Below are 24,351 nucleotides of genomic sequence, written 5' to 3'. Positions count from 1 at the left end.
GCTGTCGTTATCTTTTGGGCACAAATTTGGGCACAATCGAAGTCATGACTCCAAGCGCTGCGGCACGTGCCGGCACGACCACATTCAGTACGTCCGACAACGGCGCAGCCGGCAATGCAGCCATTGACGGCGCCGCCACAGATGGCGCCGCCCGCGGCCTCGACGCCGGCCACCCGCTGATGGACGGCCGCACCGCGGATTCGCCGCTGATCACCGCCTACCGCGGCGGCAAGCCCTCCCGCCGTCCCGTCTGGTTCATGCGCCAGGCCGGCCGCTCGCTGCCCGAATACCTCAAGGTCCGTGAGGGCGTCGCGATGCTGGACTCGTGCCTGCGCCCCGAGCTGGCCTCAGAGATCACCCTGCAGCCGGTACGCCGCCACGACGTCGATGCCGCCATCTTCTTCTCGGACATTGTCATCCCGCTCAAGCTGGCCGGCGTCGGAGTGGACATCGTGCCCGGCGTCGGACCCGTGCTGGACAAACCGGTCCGCACGGCCGCGGACGTTGCCGCCCTGCCGCAGCTGACCTGGGAGGCCCTGGAGCCCATCCGCGAAGCCGTCCGGCTCACGGTGGCCGAGCTCGGCAGCACCCCGCTGATCGGCTTCGCCGGTGCGCCCTTTACCCTCGCCGCGTACATGGTGGAAGGCAAGCCTTCCCGCGACCACCTCGGCCCGCGCACCATGATGCACGCCGACCCCGAAACCTGGACTGCCCTGGCCAACTGGGCCGCCGATGCCTCGGGGATGTTCCTCCGCGCACAGCTGGAAGCCGGCGCTTCCGCCGGCCAGCTCTTCGACTCCTGGGCCGGTTCGCTGGGACTTGCCGACTACCAGCGCTTCGTTGCGCCGGCGTCGTCCCGTGCCCTGGACCATGTCCGGCACCTGGGCGCACCCCTGATCCACTTCGGCACCGGCACCTCGGAACTGCTCGTCGCGATGCGCGACGTCGGCGTTGACGTCGTGGGGGTCGACTACCGGCTGCCGCTGGACGAAGCCAACCGCCGCCTCGGCGGCACCGTCCCGCTGCAGGGCAACATCGACCCGGCACTGCTTTCGGCGCCGTGGGAAGTCCTCGAAGCCCACGTCCGAGAGGTGATCGCGGCCGGCTCCGCGGCGCCCGGGCACGTCCTGAACCTCGGCCACGGTGTGCCGCCGGAGACGGACCCTGAGGTGCTCACGCGCGTCGTCGAACTCATCCACTCCATCGCTCCGGAGTAGGGGCGTGGACGCAGGCGCCGCCGGGACTCCCGTGGAAGGTACCGCCGTTGTGATCGGGGGCGGGATTTCCGGACTGCTTGCGGCACGGGAATTCGCCCGGGCCGGGGTCCGCACCACCGTCCTGGAGGCCGGCGAGGCCTGGGGCGGCTGTGTCGGCAGCCATGTCGTGGCCGGACTGACCCTGGACAGCGGTGCGGAGTCTTTCGCCACCCGCACCGCCGCCGTAGCCGATCTCGCCGCGGAGCTGGGGCTGGCCGGCGAGATCGTCGCGCCGAACCCCGGCGGGGCCTGGGTCCAGTTGCCTGACGGCCCCCGGGAACTGCCTAAGACCGGTGTGCTGGGCATCCCGGCGAGCCCGTGGGACCCGGAAGTCCGCCGGTCGCTGGGCCTGCTGGGATCCCTCCGCGCCTCCGTCGACGCCGTGCTGCCGGCCTCGCTGGGCACCGCTGACGCGGCAACGAGCGTGTCAGCCCTGGTCCGCCGGCGGATGGGCAAGCGGGTCCTGGACCGGCTCGTCGCACCGGTGGTCGGCGGCGTGCACTCGGCCGACCCCTCAGTGCTCGACGTCGACATGGTGGCCCCCGGTCTGCGGGCCCTCATCCGCCAGCATGGTTCCCTCGCCGCCGCCGTCGCGGCCCAGCGCAGGGGAGCGGCGGTCGCCACGGGCGGACCCCCCGGACCGTCCGGAGCAGGCCAGGCCGGCGGGCTCCAGAAGGCCGGTTCCGCCGTCGCCGGGCTGCGCGGTGGCATGCACACCCTCGTCGCCGCCCTGCTGGCCGATCTGCGTCAGCGCGGAGTCACCCTGCTGCCCGGCACCGCGGCCCGGTCAGTGCGGCGCTCAGCCGACGGCTGGCGCGTGGCCACGGACCAGGCCACTTTCGACGCCGGGCTCCTCGCGGTTGCGGTCGAGGGTCCCGCCGCCGTCGGGCTGCTTGAGGAGTCCCTGCCGGAACTTGCCGGCCTCCGCCCCGATGCCGGACCCGACGTCAGCCTTGTCACGCTCGTGGTGGACCTCCCGGCCCTTGACGCGGCGCCACGCGGCACCGGCGTGCTTGTTGCCCCGCAGAGCCCGGGTGTGCAGGCCAAGGCGCTGACGCACGCCACCGCCAAATGGGCGTGGCTGGCGGAGCAGGCAGGCCCGGGAAGGCATGTGCTCCGGCTCTCCTATGGGCGGAGCACAGCTCCAGGGGCTGTTACTCCCGGGGCATTGCCCGAGTCCCGCGGCGGCGGACTGGCCGCGGCGCCGCGCTCCGACGATGAACTTTTCCGCGCAGCCCTTGCTGATGCGTCGGCCCTGCTGGTGGTGCCAGTCGGCGCCGGGGACGTGGCCGATTGGGACGTGGTCCGCTGGGCCGGCGCGCTGCCGTTTGCGTCCCTGGGCCACAGGCAGCGCGTCGCGGCCGTCCGGAGCGTCTGTGCCGCGGACGGCACGCTTGCCGTGGTGGGCGGCTGGCTGTCCGGCAATGGCCTGGCAGCGATCGTGGCCGACACCCCGCAGCAGGTCCGCACCCTGTTGTCCTGAACGTTGTCCTGAACGCGGCTGCGCTGAATTTGGTGACCCTGATTTTGGCTGTCCCGAACGACGTTCCTGAGTCCCAGGCACACCTTCAGTCACAGGAATCACAGCGGTTCCAAAGGCACCCTGAGCCCCTCCGGACCCGGCGGTTTCGTGCCGGCAATTCGCGGTTTTTGCAAGTTTTTCCTGCTGGTCGATTCCGGCTAGGCTCGATGACCATGTTTATTTTCAGGTCCAAGGTGTCAACAACGAAGACCGGCCGCCATCGGGGCCTTCGAAGCGGCGCGGCGGCGGTCGCGCTCGGGGCCGTACTGGCTGGCACCGCCGGGGCTCCTGCCTCGCAGGCGGCCGCAGGGTTGTCCGCGGCGGCGTCCACCGCACCGTCCGCGCAGGGTTCGCTGACCCTCGGCCTCGGCGACGTGCTGGACAGCCTGCTGGGCTCCTCGACGACGCCGAGCCCCTCGCCGTCCGCCGGCTCGGGCGAGTCCTCCCCGTCGCCGTCGCACGGCAGCAGCCCGGAACCCAGCGACCCCGAGCCCAGCCACCCCGAGCCCAGCGACCCCGAGCCCGAGCCCAGCGACCCGGAACCCACGTCACCGCGCACCAGTACCCCACCGGCCTCGAGCACCCCGCCCGCGAAGGTTGCGCCGCCCGCCGGGCCGCAGGACCCCGCCGCGCCGCCCGCCGCCCCGGCTCCGGGAGCTCCCGCCGCAGGCGGATCCGCCGGGTCTGCCCCCACCGGGCAGGCCCCAGAGCGGCCGGCGCCGGGCAGCGCGGCCGCCGACCCGGCCGCCGATCCACAGTCCGGCACCGCGGTGCCGGCCACGAGCAACGGTGCCGGCGCGCAGACGTCGGCCTCGAAGTCGGCCACACCGCAGCCGTCCCCGACGGGTTCAAACACAGCCGGCTGGACCCAGGCACCGGCTCCGGCCAAGGGCCACTCCGGCAACTCCTCCCTCGAGGCAACCTCGACGTTGGAACCGGCCGGCCTGTCCCCGCTGGTCGGCTGGGGCATCGGCCTGGTGGCGCTCTCGCTCGGCGCCGGCGCCGCGGTCCTCCGGATGCGCCGGAGCTGACAGGACCCGCCTCCCACGGACACGCCCCCGCCTCCCGCGCCCCGCATGTGAAATAAAGCACTTCTACGCGTTGTAGAAGTGCTTTTTTTCGACTTAGCTGGGGAGAGGAGGCAGACTGGTATGCATGAGCCACACTTCTGCCGAATCTGTCACTAAAACCGGAATGTCAGCCCCCGGAGAATCAGTCGCCGGGGCATCGGCGCCCGAAGATTCAACTGAGCAGTTCTTCACCCTTTGGACCGTATTCAAGCGGTCAGCGGACATCCTGCGCGGCGCCGATGCCGCTGAGGACTTCGAGGCCCTGATGAATACCCTCGCCGACGCCGGAGTTGTCCACCGCGGCAGCTACGACGTCTCGGCGATGCGGGCCGACGCGGACATCATGGTTTGGCTGCACGGTCCCCGGCCGGAAGCGCTGCAGCGGGCAGTGCGGGACATTCGGCGCAGCAAGCTGTTCGCCGGCACCGAGATCGTCTGGTCCGCCATGGGCGTGCACCGGGAGGCCGAGTTCGCCAAGAACCACACCCCGGCGTTTTCCCGCGGCGTGGAACCGGCGGAATGGCTCTGCGTCTACCCCTTCGTCCGCTCCTACGAGTGGTACCTGCTCCCGGACGCCGAGCGCGGCGCCATGCTCCGCGACCACGGCATGCTGGGCCGCGACTTCCCCCAGGTCATCTCCAACACCGTCTCCTCCTTCGCCCTCGGCGACTGGGAATGGATCCTCGGACTGGAAGCCCCCGAGCTCGTGGACCTCGTGGACCTGATGCGCCACCTGCGCGCCACCGAAGCCCGGCACCACGTCCGCGAGGAAATCCCCTTCTACACCGGCCGCCGCGTCACCGCCGCCGAGATCGCCGAGGTCCTGGCATGAGCCCGATCGATCCGCAGGAATCCGCCGCTTCGGTAACCGCCGTGAACACCGTCACCGAGGCCGGCCGGATGGCCCCCAAGGAGTACGACGCCGTGCTCCTCGCCTCGTTCGGCGGGCCTGAAGGCCAGGAGGACGTCATCCCGTTCCTCCGCAACGTCACCCGCGGCCGCGGCATCCCCGACGAACGGCTCGAAGAGGTCTCGCACCACTACCGCGCCAACGGCGGCATCAGCCCCATCAACGGACAGAACCGTCAGCTCAAGGCCGGCCTCGAGGCCGAACTTGCAGCCCGCGGCATCGCGCTGCCGGTGTTCTGGGGCAACCGCAACTGGGACCCGTACATCCCGCAGACCCTGCAGGAGATCTACGACGCCGGCCACCGCAAGGTGCTCATGCTCACCACGAGTGCCTACTCCTGTTACTCCAGCTGCCGCCAGTACCGCGAGGACATCGGCATGGCGCTGACCGAAACCGGGCTCGACGGCAAGCTCGAGGTCGACAAGGTGCGCCAGTATTTCGACCACCCCGGGTTCGTGGAGCCCTTCATCGAGGGAACCGCCGCCGGCCTCGCCGACGTCCGTGCCCAGCTGGCCGCGGCCGGCACCCCGGACGCCCCCGTGCACATCCTGTTCGCGACGCACTCCATCCCGACCCGCGACGCCGAGGCCGCCGGCCGGTCCGAGGGTGAGCCGCGCACTTTTGAGGAAGACTCCGCCTACGCCGCACAGCACCTGGCCTCCGGCACCGAGATCATCCGCCGGGTGGAAGACGCGACCGGCCTGACCGCACCCTGGTCCCTCGTCTACCAGTCCCGCTCCGGCGCCCCGCACGTGCCGTGGCTCGAGCCGGACATCAACGACGCCATCGAGGAGCTCGCGCGCCAGGGCGTCAAGGGCATCGTGATTGTGCCGCTGGGCTTTGTCAGCGACCACATGGAAGTGGTCTGGGACCTGGACACCGAGGCGCTTGAGACCTGCGCCCGGCTGGAACTGGCCGCAACCCGTGTCCCCACGCCCGGAACGCACCGCAAGTTTGTCGCCGGGCTTGTCGACCTCATCTGCGAGCGGACTGTCGCGAACAACATTGCCGAGCGGCCGCACCTGACCAAGCTCGGCCCCTGGTACGACGTCTGCCGTCCCGGCTGCTGCGCTAACTTCCGCGGCGAAAAGCCCACCATCGCCGGAGCCGACACCACCGTCGGGACCGGACACGATCCCTACCCGGCCGCCCCCGCGGCGGCGGGAAGGGCAGCCGCGGCTGCTGCGGCGGCGGGCGAGGGGACCGCATGAGCGTCCGGATCGGCACGCGCGCCAGCAAACTCGCCCTGACCCAGACCCAGCAGACCGCGGACCAGCTGGCCGCCATCGGCGGGTTCCCCGTGGAGCTGGTCCATATCCGGACCGACGGCGACGTCCTCAAAGGCTCGCTGTCCCAGATGGGCGGTACCGGCGTCTTCGTCGCCGCGCTCCGCGAGGCCTTGCTGCAGGACACCTGCGATATCGCCGTGCATTCGCTCAAAGACCTCCCGACCGGTCCGGCCCTCGGCCTGAGCCTCGCGGCCACACCCCAACGCGTCGACGTCCGGGACGTGCTGTGCGCCCGCGACGGACTGAAGCTCGCGGACCTGCCGAGCGGCGCGAGCGTCGGCACCGGCTCCCCGCGCCGCGCGGCCCAGCTCCGCGCCGTGCGTCCGGACCTGGACATCCGCGACATCCGCGGCAACGTGGACACCCGGCTGGGACGCGTTCCCGGGCTGCCGGGCAACACGAACGATGCCGTCGTTGACGGCAAGTCGAACGACCTCGACGCCGTCGTTCTCGCAGCCGCCGGACTGCACCGGATTGGCCGGCTCGACGCGGTCAGCGAATACCTTGAGACGGACATTATGCTGCCGGCCGCCGGGCAGGGTGCCTTGGCGATCGAATGCCGGACCGCCGACGCTCCCCGCAGGGCCGGGTCCACGGAAGGCTCCCAGGGCGTGCTGGCGCAGGCCCTCGCGGCCCTCGATGATCCGGACACCCGGCTCGCCGTCACGGCCGAACGGGCTTTGCTGGCCCGGCTGGAGGCCGGATGCGCCGCCCCGGTGGGCGCCTACGCCTACCGCAAGGGCAGCATGCTGTACCTCGAAGCGGTGGTCTGCGCCGTCGACGGCACGGCAACCGTCCGCGACAAGAAAGCCACTGACGGCCTCACCGAGGTCGGGGCAACGCTGCTCGGGATCGAGCTGGCGGAAGTGCTGCTGGCCCGAGGCGCCGCGGACATCGCGGACCTGGCAGCTTCCTGAACCGCGGATCCACCACTTCATGGCACCCCACAGCGACCGCAACCACACGGGCGGCCCAACCGGCATGAGGGTGCCGGAGGGCGCCCGCGTGTTGGTTGCCCGCAGCCCGGACCGCGCGGGGGAACTCGTCACGGCCCTCCGCCGTGCCGGCGCCGAGCCGTTGCTGCTCCCGCTGATTGACTTTGAGCAGGCCAACGACCAGCACTCCCTCGACGTCGCCTTCGACGCCCTCGGCGCCGGGGCCTACACGTGGCTCGTGATCAGCAGCGTGACCACGGTCCAGGCACTGGAGGCGAAAGCCGCCGAACGCGGCGCCTCCCTCAGCAACTGGCTGCCCGGCAGCATCCTCGTGGCCACGATCGGCCCGGCGACCCGCCGTGAGCTGGAGTCCCGGGGCATCAGCGTCGACCTTGCACCCACGGGCCAGCAATCCGGCACGGGCCTGCTCGACATCTGGCCCGCGAACCAGGGCAGCGTGCTCCTGCCCCAGGCGGACATAGCGGACCCGCGGCTGCGCAAGGGCCTCGAGGCCCGCGGCGCGGCCGTCCAGACCGTCACCGCGTACAACACCGTCGACTATCCTGCCGATCCGCGGCGGGCGCTGCCCGCATTCCCACCGGCCCCGCCGCAGGCGACCTTGTCGCAGGGGATCAGTCCGGCCGGGCAGGACGCGCCGCCCACCGTGCTCACCACGGCCGAGGCGAAAGCCGAAATCGGGGCCGGTCGGCTGCACGCCGTCGTCGCCGCCTCCCCGAGCGCCGCCCGCCGCATCCACGCGGACCTCGGCCCGCTGGGCACCTGCCGTTTCGTCGCCATCGGACGCTCGACGGCGGCCGAGGCGGCCTCCCTCGGACTCAGCGTCGACGCCGTCGCCGAAGAGCCGACGGCGTCCGGCCTGGTTGCCGCCGTCGTGCGGTCCCTTGACCACCAGCAGCCCCCATCGCATCCGTCAGCCGCAGAGCCCTCAGCAAAGGACACCATATGAGCTTCCCGACCCACCGCCCCCGCCGGCTCCGCACCACCCCGGCCATGCGCCGGCTGACGGCCGAACACCGGCTCTCAGCCTCGGAGCTCATCCTGCCGGCCTTCATCCGCGAAGGCCTGAGTGAGCCCAACCCGATCGCCTCGATGCCCGGCGTGCAGCAGCACACCACCGATTCGCTCAGGCGTGCGGCGGCCGAGGCTGTCCGGCTGGGCGTCGGCGGCATCATGCTGTTCGGCGTCCCCGCCGTCCGGGACGCGCGCGGGACGGCGTCGCTGGACCCCGACGGCGTGCTGAACAAAGCCATCCGGGACGTCCGCGCCGAGGTCGGCGACGACCTCGTGGTCATGAGCGACGTGTGCCTGGACGAATTCACCGACCACGGCCACTGCGGTGTCCTGGACGCCAACGGCTACGTCGACAACGATGCCACCCTGGAAATCTACGGCCAGATGGCGGTTGCCCAGGCCGACGCCGGCGCCCACGTCCTGGGCCCGTCGGGCATGATGGACGGCCAGGTCGCCGTGATCCGGCAGGCCCTCGAGGACGCCGGCCACGCCAACACCGCCATCGTGGCCTACGCCGCGAAATATGCCTCCGCGTTCTACGGCCCGTTCCGCGAGGCCGTCGACTCGCAGCTGACCGGCGACCGCCGCACCTACCAGATGGACGCCGCCAACCGCCGGGAGGCCATCCTCGAGGTGGACCTGGACCTGGCCGAAGGCGCCGACATGGTCATGGTGAAGCCTGCCATGAGCTACCTGGACATCCTCGCCGACGTCGCCGCCATGAGCCCGGTCCCCGTGGCCGCCTACCAGATTTCCGGCGAGTACTCGATGATCGAGGCCGCCGCCGCAAACGGCTGGATCGACCGCCGGGCCGCCATCACTGAGTCCGTCCTGGGCATCAAGCGCGCCGGCGCCAACATGGTGCTGACCTACTGGGCGAGCGAGCTCGCCGGCTGGCTGAAGGAAACCCGATGAACACGGCCCCCGAATCCGCGGACGCCCCGCTCAATTCCATACCCACCGCGCCGGTGGGGCCCAACCGCATCCTCCTAGGCCTGAACACCTTCGGCGACGTCGGGGTCTTCCCGGACGGCCATCCCGTCCCGCACGCCCAGGTGCTGCGCCAGCTCCTGGAACAGGCCGAACTCGCGGACCAGATCGGCCTGCACGCCTTCGCGGTGGGGGAGCACCACCGCCGCGACTTCGCGGTCTCCGCCCCGGAGGTATTCCTGGCCGCGGCGGCCGCCCGCACCAAGAACATCCGGCTCGGCTCGGCTGTGACAGTGCTCAGCTCCGATGACCCGATACGGGTGTTCCAGCGCTTCGCCACCGTGGACGCCATCTCCGGGGGCCGGGCAGAGGTCATGCTGGGCCGCGGGTCCTTCATCGAGTCTTTCCCGCTGTTCGGCCTGGACCTGGCGGACTACGAGGTCCTGTTCGAGGAAAAGCTCGAGCTCTTCGACAAGGTCCGGGCGCAGAAACCGGTCCACTGGGAGGGACGCACCCGGCCGGCCATCAGCGGCCTGAGCGTCTACCCGCCGCTGGAACACCACCTGCTGCCGACCTGGATCGGCGTCGGCGGCACGCCCGAGTCGGTGCTGCGCTGCGCCGAGTACGGCTACCCGATCATTTTCGCGATCATTGGCGGCCAGCCGCGGTCTTTCGCGCCCCTGGCCAACCTCTACCGTGAGGCCATGGCCAAGTACGGGCACCCGATGCAGCAGATGGCCACGCATTCGCCCGGCCACGTTGCCGCCACGGATGAGGACGCCCGCGAGGAGTTCTTCCCGCACTGGCTAGAGCAGCGGAACCGGATCGGGGCCGAACGCGGCTGGGGTCCGGCCAGCCGTGGCGAGTTTGACGCGATGTGTACGCCCGAGGGAGCCCTCTATGTCGGGTCACCGGAAACCGTGGCTGCGAAGATTGCCCTGCTCAAAAAGAACCTGGGGGTGGACCGCTTTGACCTCAAGTACAGCAACGGCACCCTGCCGCACACGGCCATGATGCGCTCCATTGAACTGTTCGGCACCGAAGTGGCGCCCCGCGTGGCCGCCTTGCTTAGCGCCAACTGAACTGGCCGCGAACTGACCTCGCCGCGAACTGAAAGAATAGGAACCATGACTTCCAGCATGCCTCGCAACGAGGAACTCTTTGACCGTGCCCGCCAGCTGATGCCGGGCGGGGTGAACTCGCCCGTGCGCGCCTTCGGCTCTGTGGGCGGGACGCCGCGGTTCATGGTGTCCGCCAAGGGTGCCTACCTGACCGACGCCGACGGTGCCGACTACGTCGACCTCGTCTGCTCCTGGGGCCCGGCGCTGCTGGGGCACGCCCACCCGGAGGTCCTGGCAGCCGTGCACGCAGCCGTCGACCGCGGTCTCTCCTTCGGCGCTTCCACACCGGACGAGGCCAACCTTGCCGCAATCGTCAAGGAGCGCGTCCCGGCTGCCGAGCGCGTCCGGATGGTCTCCACCGGCACCGAGGCGACCATGACGGCCGTCCGGCTCGCCCGCGGCTTCACCGGCCGCAACCTGATCATCAAGTTCGCCGGCTGCTACCACGGCCACCTCGACGGCCTCCTCGCCGCCGCAGGCTCCGGCCTGGCGACCCTCGCGCTGCCCGGCTCAGCCGGGGTCACCGCCGCGACCGCCGCCGAGACGCTCGTGCTGCCCTACAACGACCTCGGCGCCGTCGAAGCCGCCTTCGCCAAGCACGGTGACAGCATTGCCGCCGTCATCACCGAAGCCGCTCCCGCCAACATGGGCGTGGTCACCCCCGGCGACGGCTTCAACGCAGGCCTTTCCCGGATCACCCGCGAACACGGCGCCCTGCTGATCCTCGACGAGGTCCTGACCGGATTCCGCACCGGCTACTCCGGCTACTGGGGCCTCACCGGCGGCGCCGCCGGTGCCGCCCAGCCGTGGACCCCGGACCTGCTGACGTTTGGGAAGGTGATTGGTGGAGGCATGCCGACGGCGGCCCTCGCCGGACGCGCGGAGGTCATGGACTACCTGGCGCCCCTGGGCCCCGTCTACCAGGCCGGGACGCTGAGCGGTAACCCGGTGGCCATGGCCGCCGGGGTCGCGACCCTCACGCACGCCACCCCCGAGGTCTATTCGTTCGTGGATGCCCGCTCGCTGGAACTCTCCGCGGCGCTGTCCTCCGCACTCGATGCGGCCGGTGTGGACCACTCCATCCAGCGCGCAGGCAACCTGTTCTCCGTGGCCTTCGGCACGGGCGCCCGGGGGGTCCACAACTACGAGGACGCCCAGGGCCAGGAAGTGTTCCGCTACGCCCCGTTCTTCCACTCCATGCTGGACTCCGGCGTCTACCTGCCGCCGTCGGTCTTCGAAGCCTGGTTCCTCTCCGCCGCGCACGACGACACCGCGATGAACCGGATCTTCGACGCCCTGCCGGCCGCGGCGAAGGCGGCCGCCGGCGCCAAGCCATAGCCTTAGCCCTTAAATGACTGATGGCACCCGCCGCTGCGGGTGCCATCAGTCATTTAAGCTGCCGGGACTCTGGCGCGAACTACAGAACGTCCGCGAGGAACCCCTGCAGCCGCTCGGTCCGCGGGCTGGTAAAGATCTGTTCCGGGGGACCGGACTCGACGACGACGCCGGCGTCCATGAACGTCACGGTGTCCGAGACATTGCGGGAGAAGCCCATCTCGTGGGTCACCACCACCATGGTCATGCCGCCCTTGGCGAGGTCGGCCATCAGCGCCAGCACACCCTTGACGAGCTCGGGGTCGAGGGCGGAGGTGGCCTCATCAAAGAACATCACCTCCGGCTTCATGGCCAGGGCGCGGGCAATGGCGACACGCTGCTGCTGGCCGCCGGAGAGGTTGGCAGGACGGGCGTCGGCCTTGTGCTTGAGCCCCACCAGGTCGAGCTGCTCGAGTGCCTCGGCCCGGGCCTGCTCGGCCGGCAGCTTGCGCAGCTTCCGCAGCGCCAGCGAGACGTTGTCCACCACGGTCTTGTGCGGGAACAGGTTGAACTGCTGGAACACCATCCCGATCCGCTGGCGCAGCTCGTCCGGGTTGTCCTTCAGGACCGAGCGGCCATCGAGCAGGATGTCGCCCTGGTCCGGTTCGATCAGGCGGTTCATGACACGCAGCAGCGTGGACTTCCCTGAGCCGGAGGGCCCGATCACCGAGGCGGTGGTGCCCTTCTCGACATGAAGGTCGATGCCGCGGAGGACATGGTTCGTGCCGAAGGACAAGTGCAGGTTCTTGCCGGTCAGCGAGCCAGAGGCGAATTCGCTCATGGCTGTGCTCCCTTCCCGATCAAGGCTGCGGCGTCGTCAGGCTGACGCTTCTCCGGACGGCCGGTGCGCAGGCGCTTGTCGATGTAGTTGACCAAGTGGGTGAGCGGAACCGTCAGGATGAGGTACATGAACGCCGCGGCAACCAGAGGCGAGAGGTTTCCCGTATTGGCGGCGGCGTCGTTACCGATCCGGAAGATCTCGCGCTGGCTGGCGATCAGGCCCAGCAGATAGATCAGGGACGAGTCCTTGATCAGCGCGATGAACTGGTTGACCAGGGCCGGGAGCACGCGCCGGACCCCCTGTGGAATCACCACGAGGCGCATAGACGAACCATAGCTGAAGCCCAGGGCCCGGGACGCCTCCAGCTGGCCCTTTTCCACGCTCTGGATGCCCGAGCGGAAAATCTCGCCGATGTAGGCCGCCGCCATGAGCGTCAGGGCGAAGATGGCCAGCGGGAACGGGTTCGTGGATCCGGTCGCTACCCGGACTATGGGTCCGAGCCCGAGGCCGATGAGGAGGATGATGACAATAGCCGGAACGCCGCGGAAGATGTCCGTGTAGATCCGGGAGAGCCACCGCAGCGGCGTCAGGCGGGACGTGCCCATGACGGCCAGGACCATGCCCAGGATGCACCCGAGCACGCCCGAGGAAACCGCCAGGATCAGGGTGTTGGGCAGGCCGAACATAATCATGTTCGGCAGGACGGCTGCCATCGCCTCCCAGTCAAAGAAGGTCTTTACGAGTTGATCGAGTGCATCCATGGACTAGGACTTCGGAACGGTGACGGCCTTGGAGCCCGGGGACCACGTGGCCGGGGTCTCGCGGTCCGGGTACCATTCCTTGGTCAACTTGGACCAGGTGCCGTCAGCAATCACGGCGTCGAGGCCGGAGTTCAGCGCGTCAATGAGCGGCTGGTTTTCCTTGTTCACGGCGTACGCGGTGAAGTTCTGGGTGTTCACAACCGACTCGGCAATGACCGTGCCGTCGCCTTCCTTGACCTGGCCGGTGGCCTGCTGGGACGGAGCGACCCAGGCGTCAACCTGACCGTTCTTCAAGTTGGCGTAGGCGGTGTTGTAGTCCTCGAAGCGGACGGGTTCGATCTGGAGGGTGTTGGTGACGTAGTCATCCTGCACCGTGCCCTGGACCACGGCGATGCGGGTGTCCTTGGTCAGGTCCTTGAACCCCTTGATGTTGGAGTCCTTCTTGGCGACGACGGCCATGTAGCCGAAGTCGTAACCGTTCGTGAAGCCGACGGTCTTACGGCGCGCGTCGGTGGTGGAGATCGAGGAGGACCCGAGGTCGAACTGCTTATTCTGGACCTGGGCGAGCAGCGAGGCGAAGCCGGTCGCCTTGAACTCCACCTTGAGGCCCAGCTTGTCCGCAATGGCGCGCAGGAGCTCGTTGTCGTAGCCGGTGAACTTGCCCGACTTATCGATGTAGATGTTCGGCGGGGCGTCCGAAAGGGTGCCCACAGTCAGGGTTCCCTCGCTGATCAGGCCGAGCTTGGACTTGTCAATCTTGTCCAGGGGAGTGACGTCCTTGGTGGTGTACTTGTCCAAGGACTTCTGGTCGCTGCCCTGGAGGGCATCCGTCGGTGACGCCGTTGACTGGGCCGAACCGCCGCCGCAGGCTGCAAGGGAAACCGCCACGGCGATGGCCACGGGAACGGTGGTCAGCCACTTCAAGGCTTTGCTTTTCATCACGCAATCACTTTCGTCTGAAATTCAGTGGGTCGCGGGAGGCTCATCGGGCCCCCGGCCGCTGGCTTGGGCGCCGGGTGGAGCAGACACGCCGCGAAAGATAATTGTGTCATCCGACGTGGACGCCCATTCAATCCGAACAGATCAGAGCTGACGTGTGCGTTCTGCGAACTATCTTCAGGTTCATGTGTGATCGGCGGCGATCCTGATAGTGCTGGCGGGGTAGCGCGGAATCATCGGCGCCGGAGCAGGCGGCAAGTGGAAGCCCCGGGCGGTGTGACCTCCGTCGCAATCACTGGATTTGCGCGCAGCGGCGGACTAGTTAAGCCGTTCCGCCGGCGAACGTTTCGTTTTAAGAAGTGTTCCCGCGCCGGCGCCCAGGCGTCCGGAATCCCGCCGTTCCGAAATCCTAGAAGTCGCCCCGGCTGGCATCCTCGGGAGGCAGGACGGGCCAGTCGCCTTCGATCACGGCGGCCGGCTTCGTCTTGCGCAGGTAGCTTTGGAAGTCCGCGGCCTGGGCAGAGGCCCATTCGACCTGGAGCTGGTGCAGGTTGCCCGCCGGCATCCTGAGCTTGGGGAATTTTCCGGCCATGGCATCGAGCATCCGAAGGGTTGCCAGGGCATCGGCAGCCGAGGTGTGCGCGTTGTCCAGATTGACGCCGTACTCCTCGCACAAGGCGGTGAGCGTGCGCTTGCCCTTGCGGTACCGGTCCACCTGTTTGTTCATGACGTACGGATCCAGCACGGGGAAGCGGCTCAACTGCGGGACGCCGTAGCGGGCCGACTCGGCGGCGAGCACCGTGAAGTCGTAGCTGGCGTTGAAGGCGATGACCGGAACACCCGTGTCGAAGAGCTCCTGAAGCACGGCTGCGACCTCCCGCGTCACTTCCGCGGCGGGGCGGCCTTCGCTGCGGGCCTTCTCGGTGGTGACGCCGTGGATGTCGCTGGCCTCGGTGGGAATCTCAACGCCGGGGTCGGCGAGCCACTCGTGTTCTTGGACGATCCCGCCGTCGGAGTCCACCACGGTGATGGATGCTGTGACAATCCGCGCCGCGCGGGAGTTCCGCCCGGTCGTTTCGAGGTCGAAGGCTGCGCGGGGGAGGGTGTTCCAAGTGCTCATGCTTCAACCGTAACTGCTGCCACTGACAGTTCCTGACCGCCGTGCCCGTGTGCCGCCCGGGCACGGTTCCGGAGTCCGGAACGGCTAGGCTGGACCGATGCGGACGGAGTATGTGGAGGCGGTTCTGGAGCTCGTGGCGTTGATCCCGGCCGGCACGGCGGTGGCCTATGGCGACGTTGCGGAACTCCTCGGCGCCGGCGGCCCGCGCCAGGTCGGATCGGTCATGAGCCACTATGGCAGCAGCGTGCCCTGGTGGCGCGTCCTGAAATCCAGCGGGGACGCCCCGCCCGGCCTGGAGCACGAGGCATTGGGCCTTTATCTGCAGGAGGGGACGCCGCTGCTGGGCCGCTACGAGGACTTCCGCCGGACCGGCGAGGGGCGCTGGCGTGTTGACCTGGCCTCCGGCCGGTGGGCGCCCACCGACGCCGATTTCGACCGGATCGATGCCATCGCGGAGCGGCTCGAGCGGGAGTCGCATAAATTGTCGGTACCCGATGATGAAATGACTGTGTGAGTACCCCCAGCCACCTCGAACCAAGCCTGCAGCGGTCCGGGTCCCGTCCCCTTCCCGGGGCGGGGCGCGCAACGGGAGCGGGGCTGCGCCTGTTGCCGCCCCGGACCCAGCACAGCGCGGTGCCGGTGCTGTCACCGGACCAGCTCGCCGCCGTCGAGGTCCCGCCCGGCTCCGGCCCCGTCCTGGTGCCCGGCGCGCCCGGCACCGGCAAGTCGACGGTCCTTGTCGAGGCTGCCGTCCGCCGCACCCTGCGCGATGGCCTGGATCCGGAGCGGATGCTCATCCTGGCTCCCGGGCGGCTCGCCGCGGATACGCTCCGCGACCGGTTCACGGCCCGCCTGGACCGGAGCCTGAGCACGACGCCGGCACGGACCTGGGCGTCATATGCCTTCGATCTGATCCGCCGTGCCAAGGCCGAAGGCCTCCTGCCGCTTCCGCGCCAACCGAAGCTGCTCTCCGGCCCGGAACAGGACCTGATCATCAAGGAACTGCTGGAGGGCCATGCGCTGCCCGGCCTCGAGCTGCCCTGGCCCGAGGACCTGGGCGCCGCCCTGCAGACCCGCGGTTTCCGGCAGGAAGTGCGCCAGCTCTTTGACCGGATCATCGAATCCGGGCGGACCGCCGAGGACCTTGTAGCCTTGGCCAGGCAGTGCAACCGGCCGGACTGGATTCCGGCGGCCGCCCTGTACTCCGAGTACCGTGATGTCCTGGACCTCCGCATGCCCGAGGCCTTCGACCCCGCCGGCATCATCACTGCCGCGCGCCAGATCTTCCAGGACTCACCCGATTTCCTCGCCGCCGAACGCGACCGCCTGCAGCTGATTCTCGTGGATGACATCCAGGAGGCGAACCCGGCGGTCTTCGAATTGCTCGCCGACATCGCCGCCGGCAAGGATGCCATCATCACCGCCTCGCCGGACACCGTGGTTCAGGGCTTCCGCGGGGCACGCCCCGATCTCGTGGCGGAGCTTCCCGGCCTCCTGGCCCCTGACGGGACGATCCTGGAACGACCCCTGTGGACGGCGCATCGGCAGGACCCGGCCGTGGCAGAGGCATGGCTGTCAGTGGCCGGGCGCATCTCCCGCAGGTCCGGAGGGCAGTCCGCCCGCCGGCTTGAACAGCCCGGACCAGTGCCGGCGCCGGACGGGCGACCAGTCCCGACACCGGACAGAGCCGCCGGCGCCCGCGCGGGGACGGTCGAGGCCCACCTGTTGCCGTCCCCGGTCCACGAGCTGCGGTATGTGGCCCAGCGGATCCTCGAAGCCCAGCTGAACGACGCCCGGGAACTCGGGGACATCGCCGTGATCGTGCGCAACGGCGGCCAGCTCAGCCAGTTGCAGCGGTACCTGGCCGGCCAGGGGATCCCGGTCCGGATCCCCGTCGCCGAATCCGCAGTCCGGGACGAGGTCGCGGTCCGTCCGCTGCTCGATGCCTATGCGGTGGCCCTGGACCCTGCCGTGCTCACACCCGAGTCAGCGGTGTCCTTGCTGACGTCCCGGATAGGCGGCGCCACCGCGATTGAACTGCGGAGGCTGCGGCAGTCGCTGCGCCGGGAGGAACTCCTGGGCGGCGGCGGACGCACCAGCGACGCGCTCCTGGTCGAAGCCCTGCTGGAGCCGGGAGCGCTCGCAACGCTGGGCATCGAGGGTCACTCGGCCCGCCGGATTGCCCGGATGATCGCAGCGGGCCGGGACGCCGCCGGTGCCCCCGGAGGCAACGCCGAGACGGTACTCTGGGCGCTCTGGCATTCCACCGGCCTGGCCTCGCGCTGGACCGACGCCGCCCTCGCCGGAGGATCAGCCGGTGCCCGGGCCGACCGTGACCTTGATGCCATGATGGCGCTGTTCCATACCGCGGAACGCTTTGTGGACCAGCTGCCCGGTTCCGGCCCGGAGCAGTTCCTTGAATACCTGCTCAGCCAGGAACTTCCCATGGATACCCTGGCCGCCCGGGCGCAGCTGGAAGACGCGGTGGAGCTCATGACCCCTGCCAGCGCGGCCGGCCGCGAATGGCCGGTGGTAATTGTGCCCGGACTTCAGGAAGGCGTGTGGCCCAACACCCGGTTGCGCGGCGAGCTGCTCGGCAGCACGTTGTTCGCCGACGCCGTCGAGCACGGCGTGGAGTATGCCCTGCGACTGGATCCGCAGAGCCGGCTGCGCGAAATACGCTATGACGAGCTCCGGAGCTTTTCCACGGCAGTGTCCCGCGCCCGGGAGGTGCTGATCTGCACGGCGGTGTCCTCGGAGGACGAGCAGCCGTCCTCGTTCCTGGACTATGTGGCGCCGTTGCGGCCCGGGCAGGACCGCCGGGGCTTTACCCCGGTCGAGCGTCCGCTGACCCTCCGGGCGCTGGTCGCGGAACTGCGGCAGTACGCCCAGCTCGACCCGAGGGCGGCCGAATCGGCGGAAGCCGCTGCCGTGCTGGGGGGCCTGGCCACGGCCCAGCCGCCGGTTCCGGGCGCGCACCCCGCGAGCTGGTGGGGGCTGGTGGAGTTGTCCTCGGAGGAGGCGGTGGTTCCGCCGGGCGGTACCGTGTTCGTGTCGCCCTCGAAGGTCGAAACCGTGCAGAAATCTCCGCTGGACTGGTTTGTCCAAGCCGCCGGCGGTGAAGCCGCAACCGATTTTGCCCGCAGCCTCGGAACGCTGGTCCACGCCATTGCGCAGGACCTCCCGGACGCCTCGGGAAGCGAATATGTCGCCGAACTCGTCCGGCGCTGGCCCACGCTGGGGATGAAGGACAACTGGGAAGGCAAACTGGACTTCCAGCGAGCCGAGTCCATGGTCCGCAAGCTCGCCCAGTATGTCCTCGTGATGCGCAGCGAGGGCCGGAGCCTGATCGGCGTCGAACAGGACTTTGAGGTGAAGCTGCCGGACGTTCCGGCGGAGGCCGCTTCCACACAGGCCGGATCCGATCCCGGCGACGGCGGAAGCACCGGTCCGGCGCGGCCCGCCGTGCTCAGGGGTCAGGTCGACCGGCTCGAGATCGACGCCGAGGGCAGGCTGGTGATCATCGACCTCAAGACCGGAAAACGCCAGCCCGGCAAAGCGGATCTGGACCGGCACCCGCAGCTGGGCGCCTATCAGGCCGCCGTGCTGGCCGGCGGCTTCGCGGGTCCCGACGACGGTCCGCCGCCGCTGCCGGGCGGCGCCGTCCTGGCCCAGCTGGGCACCACCACCAAGAGCCCCGGCATCCAGGCCCAGGCACCGCTGGATCCGCAGGACAACTGGGCACTGGAGATGGTCGGCGACGCCGCCCGCGTAATGTCCGGGAGCGTTTTCCAGGCCCGCCACGATCCGTCCAAGGGAGGCCACGGCGGCCACGGCTGCCGGCTCCCTGAAGTGTGCCCGCTGTGCGTGCGGGGAAAGCAGGTTACTGAATGAGCCCCGAGGCGCCGGCAAGCGGCCCGACCGACCCGCATCCGGCACCGGCTCCCCTTCCCGCGCCCCTTCCCGAGCCACGGTTCAGCCCGGAAGAGCTGTCGGCACTGCTGGGGGAGGGGAACAGCCCCACGGCCGAACAGTCCCTGATCATTTCCTCGCCCCTCACGCCGCGGCTCGTGATCGCCGGGGCGGGGTCGGGGAAGACCGCAACCATGGCGGACCGGGTGGTGTGGCTCGTCGCCAACGGCTGGGTCCGGCCGGAGGAAGTCCTCGGCGTCACCTTCACCCGCAAGGCCGCCGGTGAACTCGCCTCGCGGATCCGGGCCAAGCTGGCCGCCCTGGCGCGCATCGCGGCGGCCGACACCGGGAACACGCTCTTCCCTGCCGGGCTGCTGAGCGCGGATGCGCTTGAACCCAAGGTCTCCACCTACCACTCGTATGCGAGCGGCATTGTGTCCGACTACGGTCTCCGCCTCGGTGTCGAACGCGACGTCGTGCTGCTCGGCGGCGCCCAGTCGTTCCAGCTCGCCAGCGAGGTGGTGGAAGCCTTTGACGGGGACTACGAACACTTCCGGTCCGCCAAATCGACGCTCGTCAAGGCCGTGATCCAGCTGGCGGGAGAGTGCTCCGAGCATTTGCAGGACCCGACCCAGGTCCGTGGCTGGCTCTTGGAGCGGGTCGCCGAGTTCGAGTCGCTCCCGTATGTCGCAGAAGCCAAGAAGAACCCCACCCAGGCTGCGGGCGAGCTCAGCGCGATGCTTCGCACGCGGGCCAGCGTCGCGGACATGGTGGGCCGCTATTCCGAGGCGAAGCGCGCCCGCGGCGCCCTGGACTTCGGTGACCTGGTGGCCCTGGCGGCGCGGGTGGCCAGTGAGATTCCGGTCGCCGCCCAAACGGAGCGCCAGCGTTACAAGGTGGTGCTGCTCGATGAGTTCCAGGACACCTCGCACGCCCAGTTGGTGCTGTTCTCCCGGCTCTTCGGCGACGGCCATGCGGTTACCGCGGTGGGGGACCCGAACCAGTCCATCTACGGATTCCGGGGAGCGTCCGCCGGGCAACTCTTCCATTTCGTCCGCGAATTCCCGATCCTCGTCAGCGGCGAAGGCACCGACACCGCCAATGGCAGCTCGCGGGGCCGGGGCAGCGGGCAGGCCCGGCGCTTTGCCGTGGCGCCCACCTCCTACTTGACTACAGCGTGGCGCAACGGACGCAACATCCTGGCCACGGCCAACCTCATTTCGGCGCCGCTGAGCAAGGCGGCGGCGAACCTCGGGGCCGCCGGGGCCCGGGAAAGCGCCGACGCCGTCGAGGTCCCGCCACTGCAGCCCAGCCCGGCCGCGGTGGACGGCAGAGTGGTGATGGGACGGTTCGCCACGGACGAAGCCGAGGCTGCGGCGATCGCCGGCGATGTGCTGAAATTTCGCGTAACGGACTTCGACGCCGCGCACTCCGCCGACCCGGTTCCGCCGGCCATGGCTGTCCTGTGCCGGCGCCGGGCACAGATGGAATGCATTCGCCGCGAGTTCGAAGTCCGGGGCATTCCCTATGAAATCGTTGGGCTCGGCGGGCTGTTGGACACGCCGGAAATCATCGATCTTGTCGCTACGCTCCGGGTTTTGGCCGACCCGGGCCGCTCGGACTCCCTCATGCGCCTGCTGGCCGGCGCGCGGTGGCGGATCGGCCCGGCGGACCTGATGGCCCTGCGGGACTGGTCAAGTTTCCTGGCCCGCCGTCGGGGCCACCCCGGCGGCCTGGACGCCGGCGACGCCGGACAGGGTGCCGGAGACGCCGGGGGTGCCGTAGACGATACTGACGACGCAGTGATTGAAGGCGACATCACGGACGCCGCCAGCCTGGTCGAGGCCCTGGACTGGCTGCCCCGCGACGGCTGGACCTCGGCGCACGGACGCAGACTGAGCCAGGAGGCCCGGGACCGTCTGCAGCGGCTCTCGGACGAGCTCCGGCAGTTGCGCAGCTACATGGGGGACGACCTCACCACTTTGCTCGGCGAGGTCGAACGGGCGATGCTCCTGGACATCGAAGTTGCGGCGCGGCCGGGGATCAGTATCCATCAGGCCCGCCGCAATCTGGACGCCTTCCAGGACGCGGCGGCCGGGTTCCTGCACACCTCGCAGCGGGTCGACGTCCTGGCGTTCCTTGCATGGCTGGAAGCCGCGGCGGCCGAGGAAAACGGTCTGGATGCCGCAGCGCCGGAGGTGAACCACGAGGCCGTCCAGCTGCTGACCGTGCATGCCTCCAAGGGGCTGGAATGGGACGTCGTGTTCGTTCCCGGGCTCAATTCCGGGGCGTTCCCCAGCAGCCGTGACTCGCGGTGGAGCAGCGGCAGTGCGGCACTGCCGTGGCCGTTGCGCGGCGATCGCACCGATTTGCCCCAATGGGACCTGGTCCAGCCGGACCAAAAAGGCTGGCTCGACGCCGAGAAGGAGTTCAAGTCTGCCGTCCAGGCGCACGGCGAGGCCGAGGAACGGCGCCTGGCCTACGTGGCGTACACCCGTGCCAAACACGTGCTCTGGCTATCGAGTGCGGCGTGGGTGGGGTCCCGGGCAGGTTTGGCGGAGATGTCTCCCTTCCTTGCCGGGCTCGAGGGCCTCACCGCCGACGGCTCGGCCGAAATCCATCCGCTGTCCGTCACCGAGGACGCGCTGCCGGCCGAAAGCCCCCTGACCTCTGAACTCGAAGTCGCCGCCTGGCCCTATGATCCGCTGGAGGGCCCGCATGACCCCCGGACGGGAAAACGGCTGCGGCTTGTCCCGGGCCGGCGGGCGGCCATGGAATCCGCAGCGGCCCGCGTCCTGCGGGCAATGGACGCCGGCCCGGATGGCGCGGAGGCCGGAAAACGTCCCGTCCTGCGCGGTCCTGCCGCCGGGTGGGCGCAGGAGGCGGCCACTTTGCTGGAACGCCGGTCCCGGCGTTCGGTGGTACAGGATGTGCATCTGCCCGGGCACATCTCGGCGTCGACTCTCGTGGACCTGGAAGATGACCCAGGCTCCGTTGTGGCCCGGCTGCGCCGGCCGATACCGCGCGAACCGGGGATGTCGGCCCGCAAGGGCACGGCCTTCCACGCCTGGGTGGAGGAATACTTCGGCGCCGCCGGGATGCTGGACCTGGGTGAGGCCGCCGGCGCCGACGACCACATCGACGAGGCCTACGGCCTGGATTCCATGGTGGAAACTTTCCGTCAGTCCGAGTGGGCCCACCGCGCCCCCGCCCACGTCGAGGTCCCGGTCGAGACACGGATCGGCGACGTCGTGGTCCGGGGCAGGATCGACGCCGTGTTCCGCGACGCCGACGGCCGCTGGGATCTTGTGGACTGGAAGACCGGCCGCCGCCCCTCGGCGGCCCAATTGAAGGTCAAGGCAGTCCAGCTCGCCGTCTACCGGCTGGCCTGGGCCCGGCTCAAGGGGGTCCCGTTGGAGGACGTCCGGGCCGCTTTCTACTACGTGGCCGACAACCAGGTGGTCCGCCCCCATGACCTCGGATCAGCGGAAAAGCTTGAGGAAATCGTGGCGGCGGCGCTGGGGAGGACGGCGACGCACAGCGGCGCCTAGCGGATGTCATCCGGCCGGAGAAAGCCCGCCGAACGAGCCGGCGGGGCAGTACACCTGAACCGGCCGGCAGCCGGCGCTAGCGGGACGCGGAGTCGACCACCGTGATCGCGGCGGTTGACGTGTTGTCACCGGATCCGGGCTCCGCAGCGGTCTCGGGCTGTACAGGGGAGTCGCGCTGCACAGCGGTCTCGGGATGTACGACAGAGCCGGGCTGGACGACGGCGATCGATTGCGTCGACGTGTCGTTACCGGCGGGAACCGCTGCCCCGGCGTCACTGTCACCGGCCTCACTGACCTTCCCGGCGTCCGTGTCGGGGGCCGCCGCCTGCGGGGCGCCGTCCAGCGCGGCATCAGCGCTGGAGGACTCGGAGGACGTGGAGGACTTGGCGGCACCGGGGATTGCGGTGATGTCGGCGGGCGCACCTGCGGCCTTACCGGCGCCCGGCTCGGCGCTTGCCGGGTCGCCTGCCTCAGCGGCTGTGGCTGTTTCTGCGACGGGCTGGGGGACAGCCGCCGGTTCGTCGGCGCCCGTTTCGCGGGGGATAGGCGTGACGTGCACAGCGGGCATGGCACTGATGCCGGCAGTGGCACCATCAGCCGAAGCGCTGCCCGGGACCGGCTCCATAGGCAGCAGCGTGACCTTGCTGACGGCGGGCGCCGTCCCGTTGGCCGCAGGGGCCGGCGCGGCCGGGACCGTCGGCGCATCGACATGAGCACCGGCGTCGGCAATGGCTTGTTCTGTGCCGGGGTCGGGGGCCGCGACCGGCTGCGGCAGCGGTTCCACGCTGATCGGCTGGCCGCCGTGTTCCGCCACGTCCTCCGCCAGTGTGGCGAGCATGGATTCCGCCTCGTCGACCATTTCCTGGTTGCCGGCGGCCATGCCCTTGACCAGATACTGCGCCAGGGCGAATTCGGCAGAGAGCGCGGCCCGCCGCAACAGGTGCGCATCGGGCGCGTCGCGCCGGCTGGAGGTGTAGTGATCCAGGACCGCGTTCACAAAGTCCTGTTCGTTGGAGGCGACCAGCCAGGCCATGTCGTCCGCCGGGTCACCGATGCGCAAGTCGGTCCAGCCCGTCACTGCGGTCACACGCTCACCCTCGACCAGCAGGTTGTCCTCGTGGAGGTCGCCGTGAACGACGCAGGGATTGAAGCGCCAGAGCGAGACGTCTTCCATGGCGTGTTCCCAGCGCCGCAGCAGCAGCGGCGGGATTTTTCCGGTCGTGGCCGCCTGGTCCAGTTCGTTAAGGCGCCGCTGGCGGAATTCGTTGGGCGTATAGCTGGGCAGATCGGCGTTGCTCACGATTGACCGCGGGAGGTCATGGATCGCTGCCAGGGCCGCCCCGATTTCGCGGGCCAGCGCGGGAGAGCCGTTGCTGAGCTCGTCCAGGGAGCGGGTGGCGCCGGCCAGGTGCGAATAGACAAACGTGCTGAGCTGGCCTTGCCGGACCGTTCCCGCCACGGTGGGCATGAGGAACGGGAGCTCGGCCCGGATGCCGGGAGCGAAGGCCCGCAGTACCAGGAATTCGGTTTCCAGCCGGGCGCTCGCTTCGGCATGCCGGGGGGAGCGGACGCGCCAACGCTTGCCCTCAGAGTCCAGCAGGAGGGCCGCGTCGAAGTCCGCCGGATCGTCGGGCGCAGAGCTGACGGCGGTCGGGGTCAGGCCGGGTACCGCCGCCGTTGCTACAGCTGCCAGTTCGATTGGTTTCCTTCTCACCCTTCCACGGTAGATTGAGCGGCGCCCAAGTCGGCGATGCACTGCGGCGAGTCTTGAGATCGGGGACAAATCGGAGGGAAATAGGCGCTGAATCCGGGGCAAGCGGCCTGTTCCGCACACGCTGTGGAGCGCCC

The 24,351-nt window shown here is 69.6% G+C and carries 18 protein-coding genes; 13 read left to right on the top strand and 5 right to left on the bottom strand.

What is annotated here, in order from left to right:
- Window positions 1-44 precede the first annotated feature (44 nt).
- The 10 genes from hemE to hemL all read left to right on the top strand — a co-directional run bounded on the left by hemE (window position 45) and on the right by hemL (window position 11,403).
- Complete coding sequence (gene hemE, locus AC1D1W_RS09795) at window positions 45-1,217, top strand: uroporphyrinogen decarboxylase (RefSeq protein WP_476943551.1); 1,173 nt, start codon at window positions 45-47, stop codon at window positions 1,215-1,217.
- Window positions 1,218-1,221: 4 nt separating this feature from the next.
- The gene (gene hemG, locus AC1D1W_RS09790) at window positions 1,222-2,739 is read left to right on the top strand and encodes a protoporphyrinogen oxidase (protein WP_476943550.1); all 1,518 of its coding nucleotides are present in this window, start codon (window positions 1,222-1,224) and stop codon (window positions 2,737-2,739) included.
- A gap of 233 nt (window positions 2,740-2,972) precedes the next feature.
- Window positions 2,973-3,809: a hypothetical protein gene (locus AC1D1W_RS09785; RefSeq protein WP_476943549.1), complete on the top strand. Its 837-nt coding sequence runs from the start codon at window positions 2,973-2,975 to the stop codon at window positions 3,807-3,809.
- Between the two features lie 124 nt (window positions 3,810-3,933).
- On the top strand, window positions 3,934-4,680 hold the full coding sequence (gene hemQ / locus AC1D1W_RS09780) for a hydrogen peroxide-dependent heme synthase (protein ID WP_243181159.1): 747 nt from the start codon (window positions 3,934-3,936) through the stop codon (window positions 4,678-4,680).
- Window positions 4,677-5,969 carry a ferrochelatase gene (locus tag AC1D1W_RS09775; protein ID WP_243181160.1) on the top strand — a complete coding sequence of 431 codons (1,293 nt, stop codon included), beginning with the start codon at window positions 4,677-4,679 and terminating at the stop codon, window positions 5,967-5,969. The genes hemQ and AC1D1W_RS09775 overlap by 4 nt, the downstream gene beginning before the upstream one ends.
- On the top strand, window positions 5,966-6,964 hold the full coding sequence (gene hemC, locus AC1D1W_RS09770; protein WP_243181161.1) for a hydroxymethylbilane synthase: 999 nt from the start codon (window positions 5,966-5,968) through the stop codon (window positions 6,962-6,964). The genes AC1D1W_RS09775 and hemC overlap by 4 nt, the downstream gene beginning before the upstream one ends.
- A gap of 19 nt (window positions 6,965-6,983) precedes the next feature.
- Entirely contained in the window at window positions 6,984-7,949 is a 966-nt protein-coding gene (locus AC1D1W_RS09765; RefSeq protein ID WP_243181162.1) for a uroporphyrinogen-III synthase, read from the top strand.
- Window positions 7,946-8,929: a porphobilinogen synthase gene (gene hemB / locus AC1D1W_RS09760; protein ID WP_243181163.1), complete on the top strand. Its 984-nt coding sequence runs from the start codon at window positions 7,946-7,948 to the stop codon at window positions 8,927-8,929. Before AC1D1W_RS09765 ends, hemB begins: the two co-directional genes overlap by 4 nt.
- The gene (locus AC1D1W_RS09755; RefSeq protein WP_243181164.1) at window positions 8,926-10,026 is read left to right on the top strand and encodes an LLM class flavin-dependent oxidoreductase; all 1,101 of its coding nucleotides are present in this window, start codon (window positions 8,926-8,928) and stop codon (window positions 10,024-10,026) included. The genes hemB and AC1D1W_RS09755 overlap by 4 nt, the downstream gene beginning before the upstream one ends.
- A 45-nt stretch (window positions 10,027-10,071) precedes the next feature.
- On the top strand, window positions 10,072-11,403 hold the full coding sequence (hemL, locus tag AC1D1W_RS09750) for a glutamate-1-semialdehyde 2,1-aminomutase (protein ID WP_243181165.1): 1,332 nt from the start codon (window positions 10,072-10,074) through the stop codon (window positions 11,401-11,403).
- Between the two features lie 79 nt (window positions 11,404-11,482).
- Here hemL and AC1D1W_RS09745 read toward each other — a convergent pair whose 3' ends face one another.
- From AC1D1W_RS09745 to AC1D1W_RS09730, 4 genes are all read right to left on the bottom strand, one after another.
- Entirely contained in the window at window positions 11,483-12,220 is a 738-nt protein-coding gene (locus tag AC1D1W_RS09745; protein ID WP_028277189.1) for an amino acid ABC transporter ATP-binding protein, read from the bottom strand.
- Window positions 12,217-12,981 carry an amino acid ABC transporter permease gene (locus tag AC1D1W_RS09740; RefSeq protein WP_028277188.1) on the bottom strand — a complete coding sequence of 255 codons (765 nt, stop codon included), beginning with the start codon at window positions 12,979-12,981 and terminating at the stop codon, window positions 12,217-12,219. Before AC1D1W_RS09740 ends, AC1D1W_RS09745 begins: the two co-directional genes overlap by 4 nt.
- Window positions 12,982-12,984: 3 nt before the next feature.
- A complete protein-coding gene (locus AC1D1W_RS09735) occupies window positions 12,985-13,920 on the bottom strand; it encodes an ABC transporter substrate-binding protein (RefSeq protein ID WP_028277187.1) in 936 nt (311 codons plus the stop codon).
- 409 nt (window positions 13,921-14,329) lie between these two features.
- The gene (locus AC1D1W_RS09730; RefSeq protein WP_028277186.1) at window positions 14,330-15,040 is read right to left on the bottom strand and encodes a 3'-5' exonuclease; all 711 of its coding nucleotides are present in this window, start codon (window positions 15,038-15,040) and stop codon (window positions 14,330-14,332) included.
- A gap of 97 nt (window positions 15,041-15,137) precedes the next feature.
- Between AC1D1W_RS09730 and AC1D1W_RS09725 the strand changes: the two genes are divergently transcribed.
- The 3 genes from AC1D1W_RS09725 to AC1D1W_RS09715 are packed head-to-tail and all read left to right on the top strand — an operon-like array spanning window position 15,138 to window position 22,503.
- Window positions 15,138-15,554 carry an MGMT family protein gene (locus AC1D1W_RS09725; protein WP_028277185.1) on the top strand — a complete coding sequence of 139 codons (417 nt, stop codon included), beginning with the start codon at window positions 15,138-15,140 and terminating at the stop codon, window positions 15,552-15,554.
- 26 nt (window positions 15,555-15,580) lie between these two features.
- A complete protein-coding gene (locus AC1D1W_RS09720) occupies window positions 15,581-18,934 on the top strand; it encodes an ATP-dependent helicase (protein WP_476943557.1) in 3,354 nt (1,117 codons plus the stop codon).
- Window positions 18,931-22,503: an ATP-dependent helicase gene (locus AC1D1W_RS09715; RefSeq protein WP_476943548.1), complete on the top strand. Its 3,573-nt coding sequence runs from the start codon at window positions 18,931-18,933 to the stop codon at window positions 22,501-22,503. The genes AC1D1W_RS09720 and AC1D1W_RS09715 overlap by 4 nt, the downstream gene beginning before the upstream one ends.
- Window positions 22,504-22,579: 76 nt before the next feature.
- Here the strand turns inward: AC1D1W_RS09715 and AC1D1W_RS09710 are convergent, their stop codons facing one another.
- On the bottom strand, window positions 22,580-24,217 hold the full coding sequence (locus AC1D1W_RS09710; protein ID WP_476943547.1) for a macrolide 2'-phosphotransferase: 1,638 nt from the start codon (window positions 24,215-24,217) through the stop codon (window positions 22,580-22,582).
- Window positions 24,218-24,351: the final 134 nt, after the last annotated feature.

The sequence above is a fragment of the Arthrobacter sp. P1_B4 genome (genome assembly GCF_056406555.1).
Note: the sequence above shows the minus strand (reverse complement) of the source record. Positions and strands in the feature narration are given on the sequence as shown.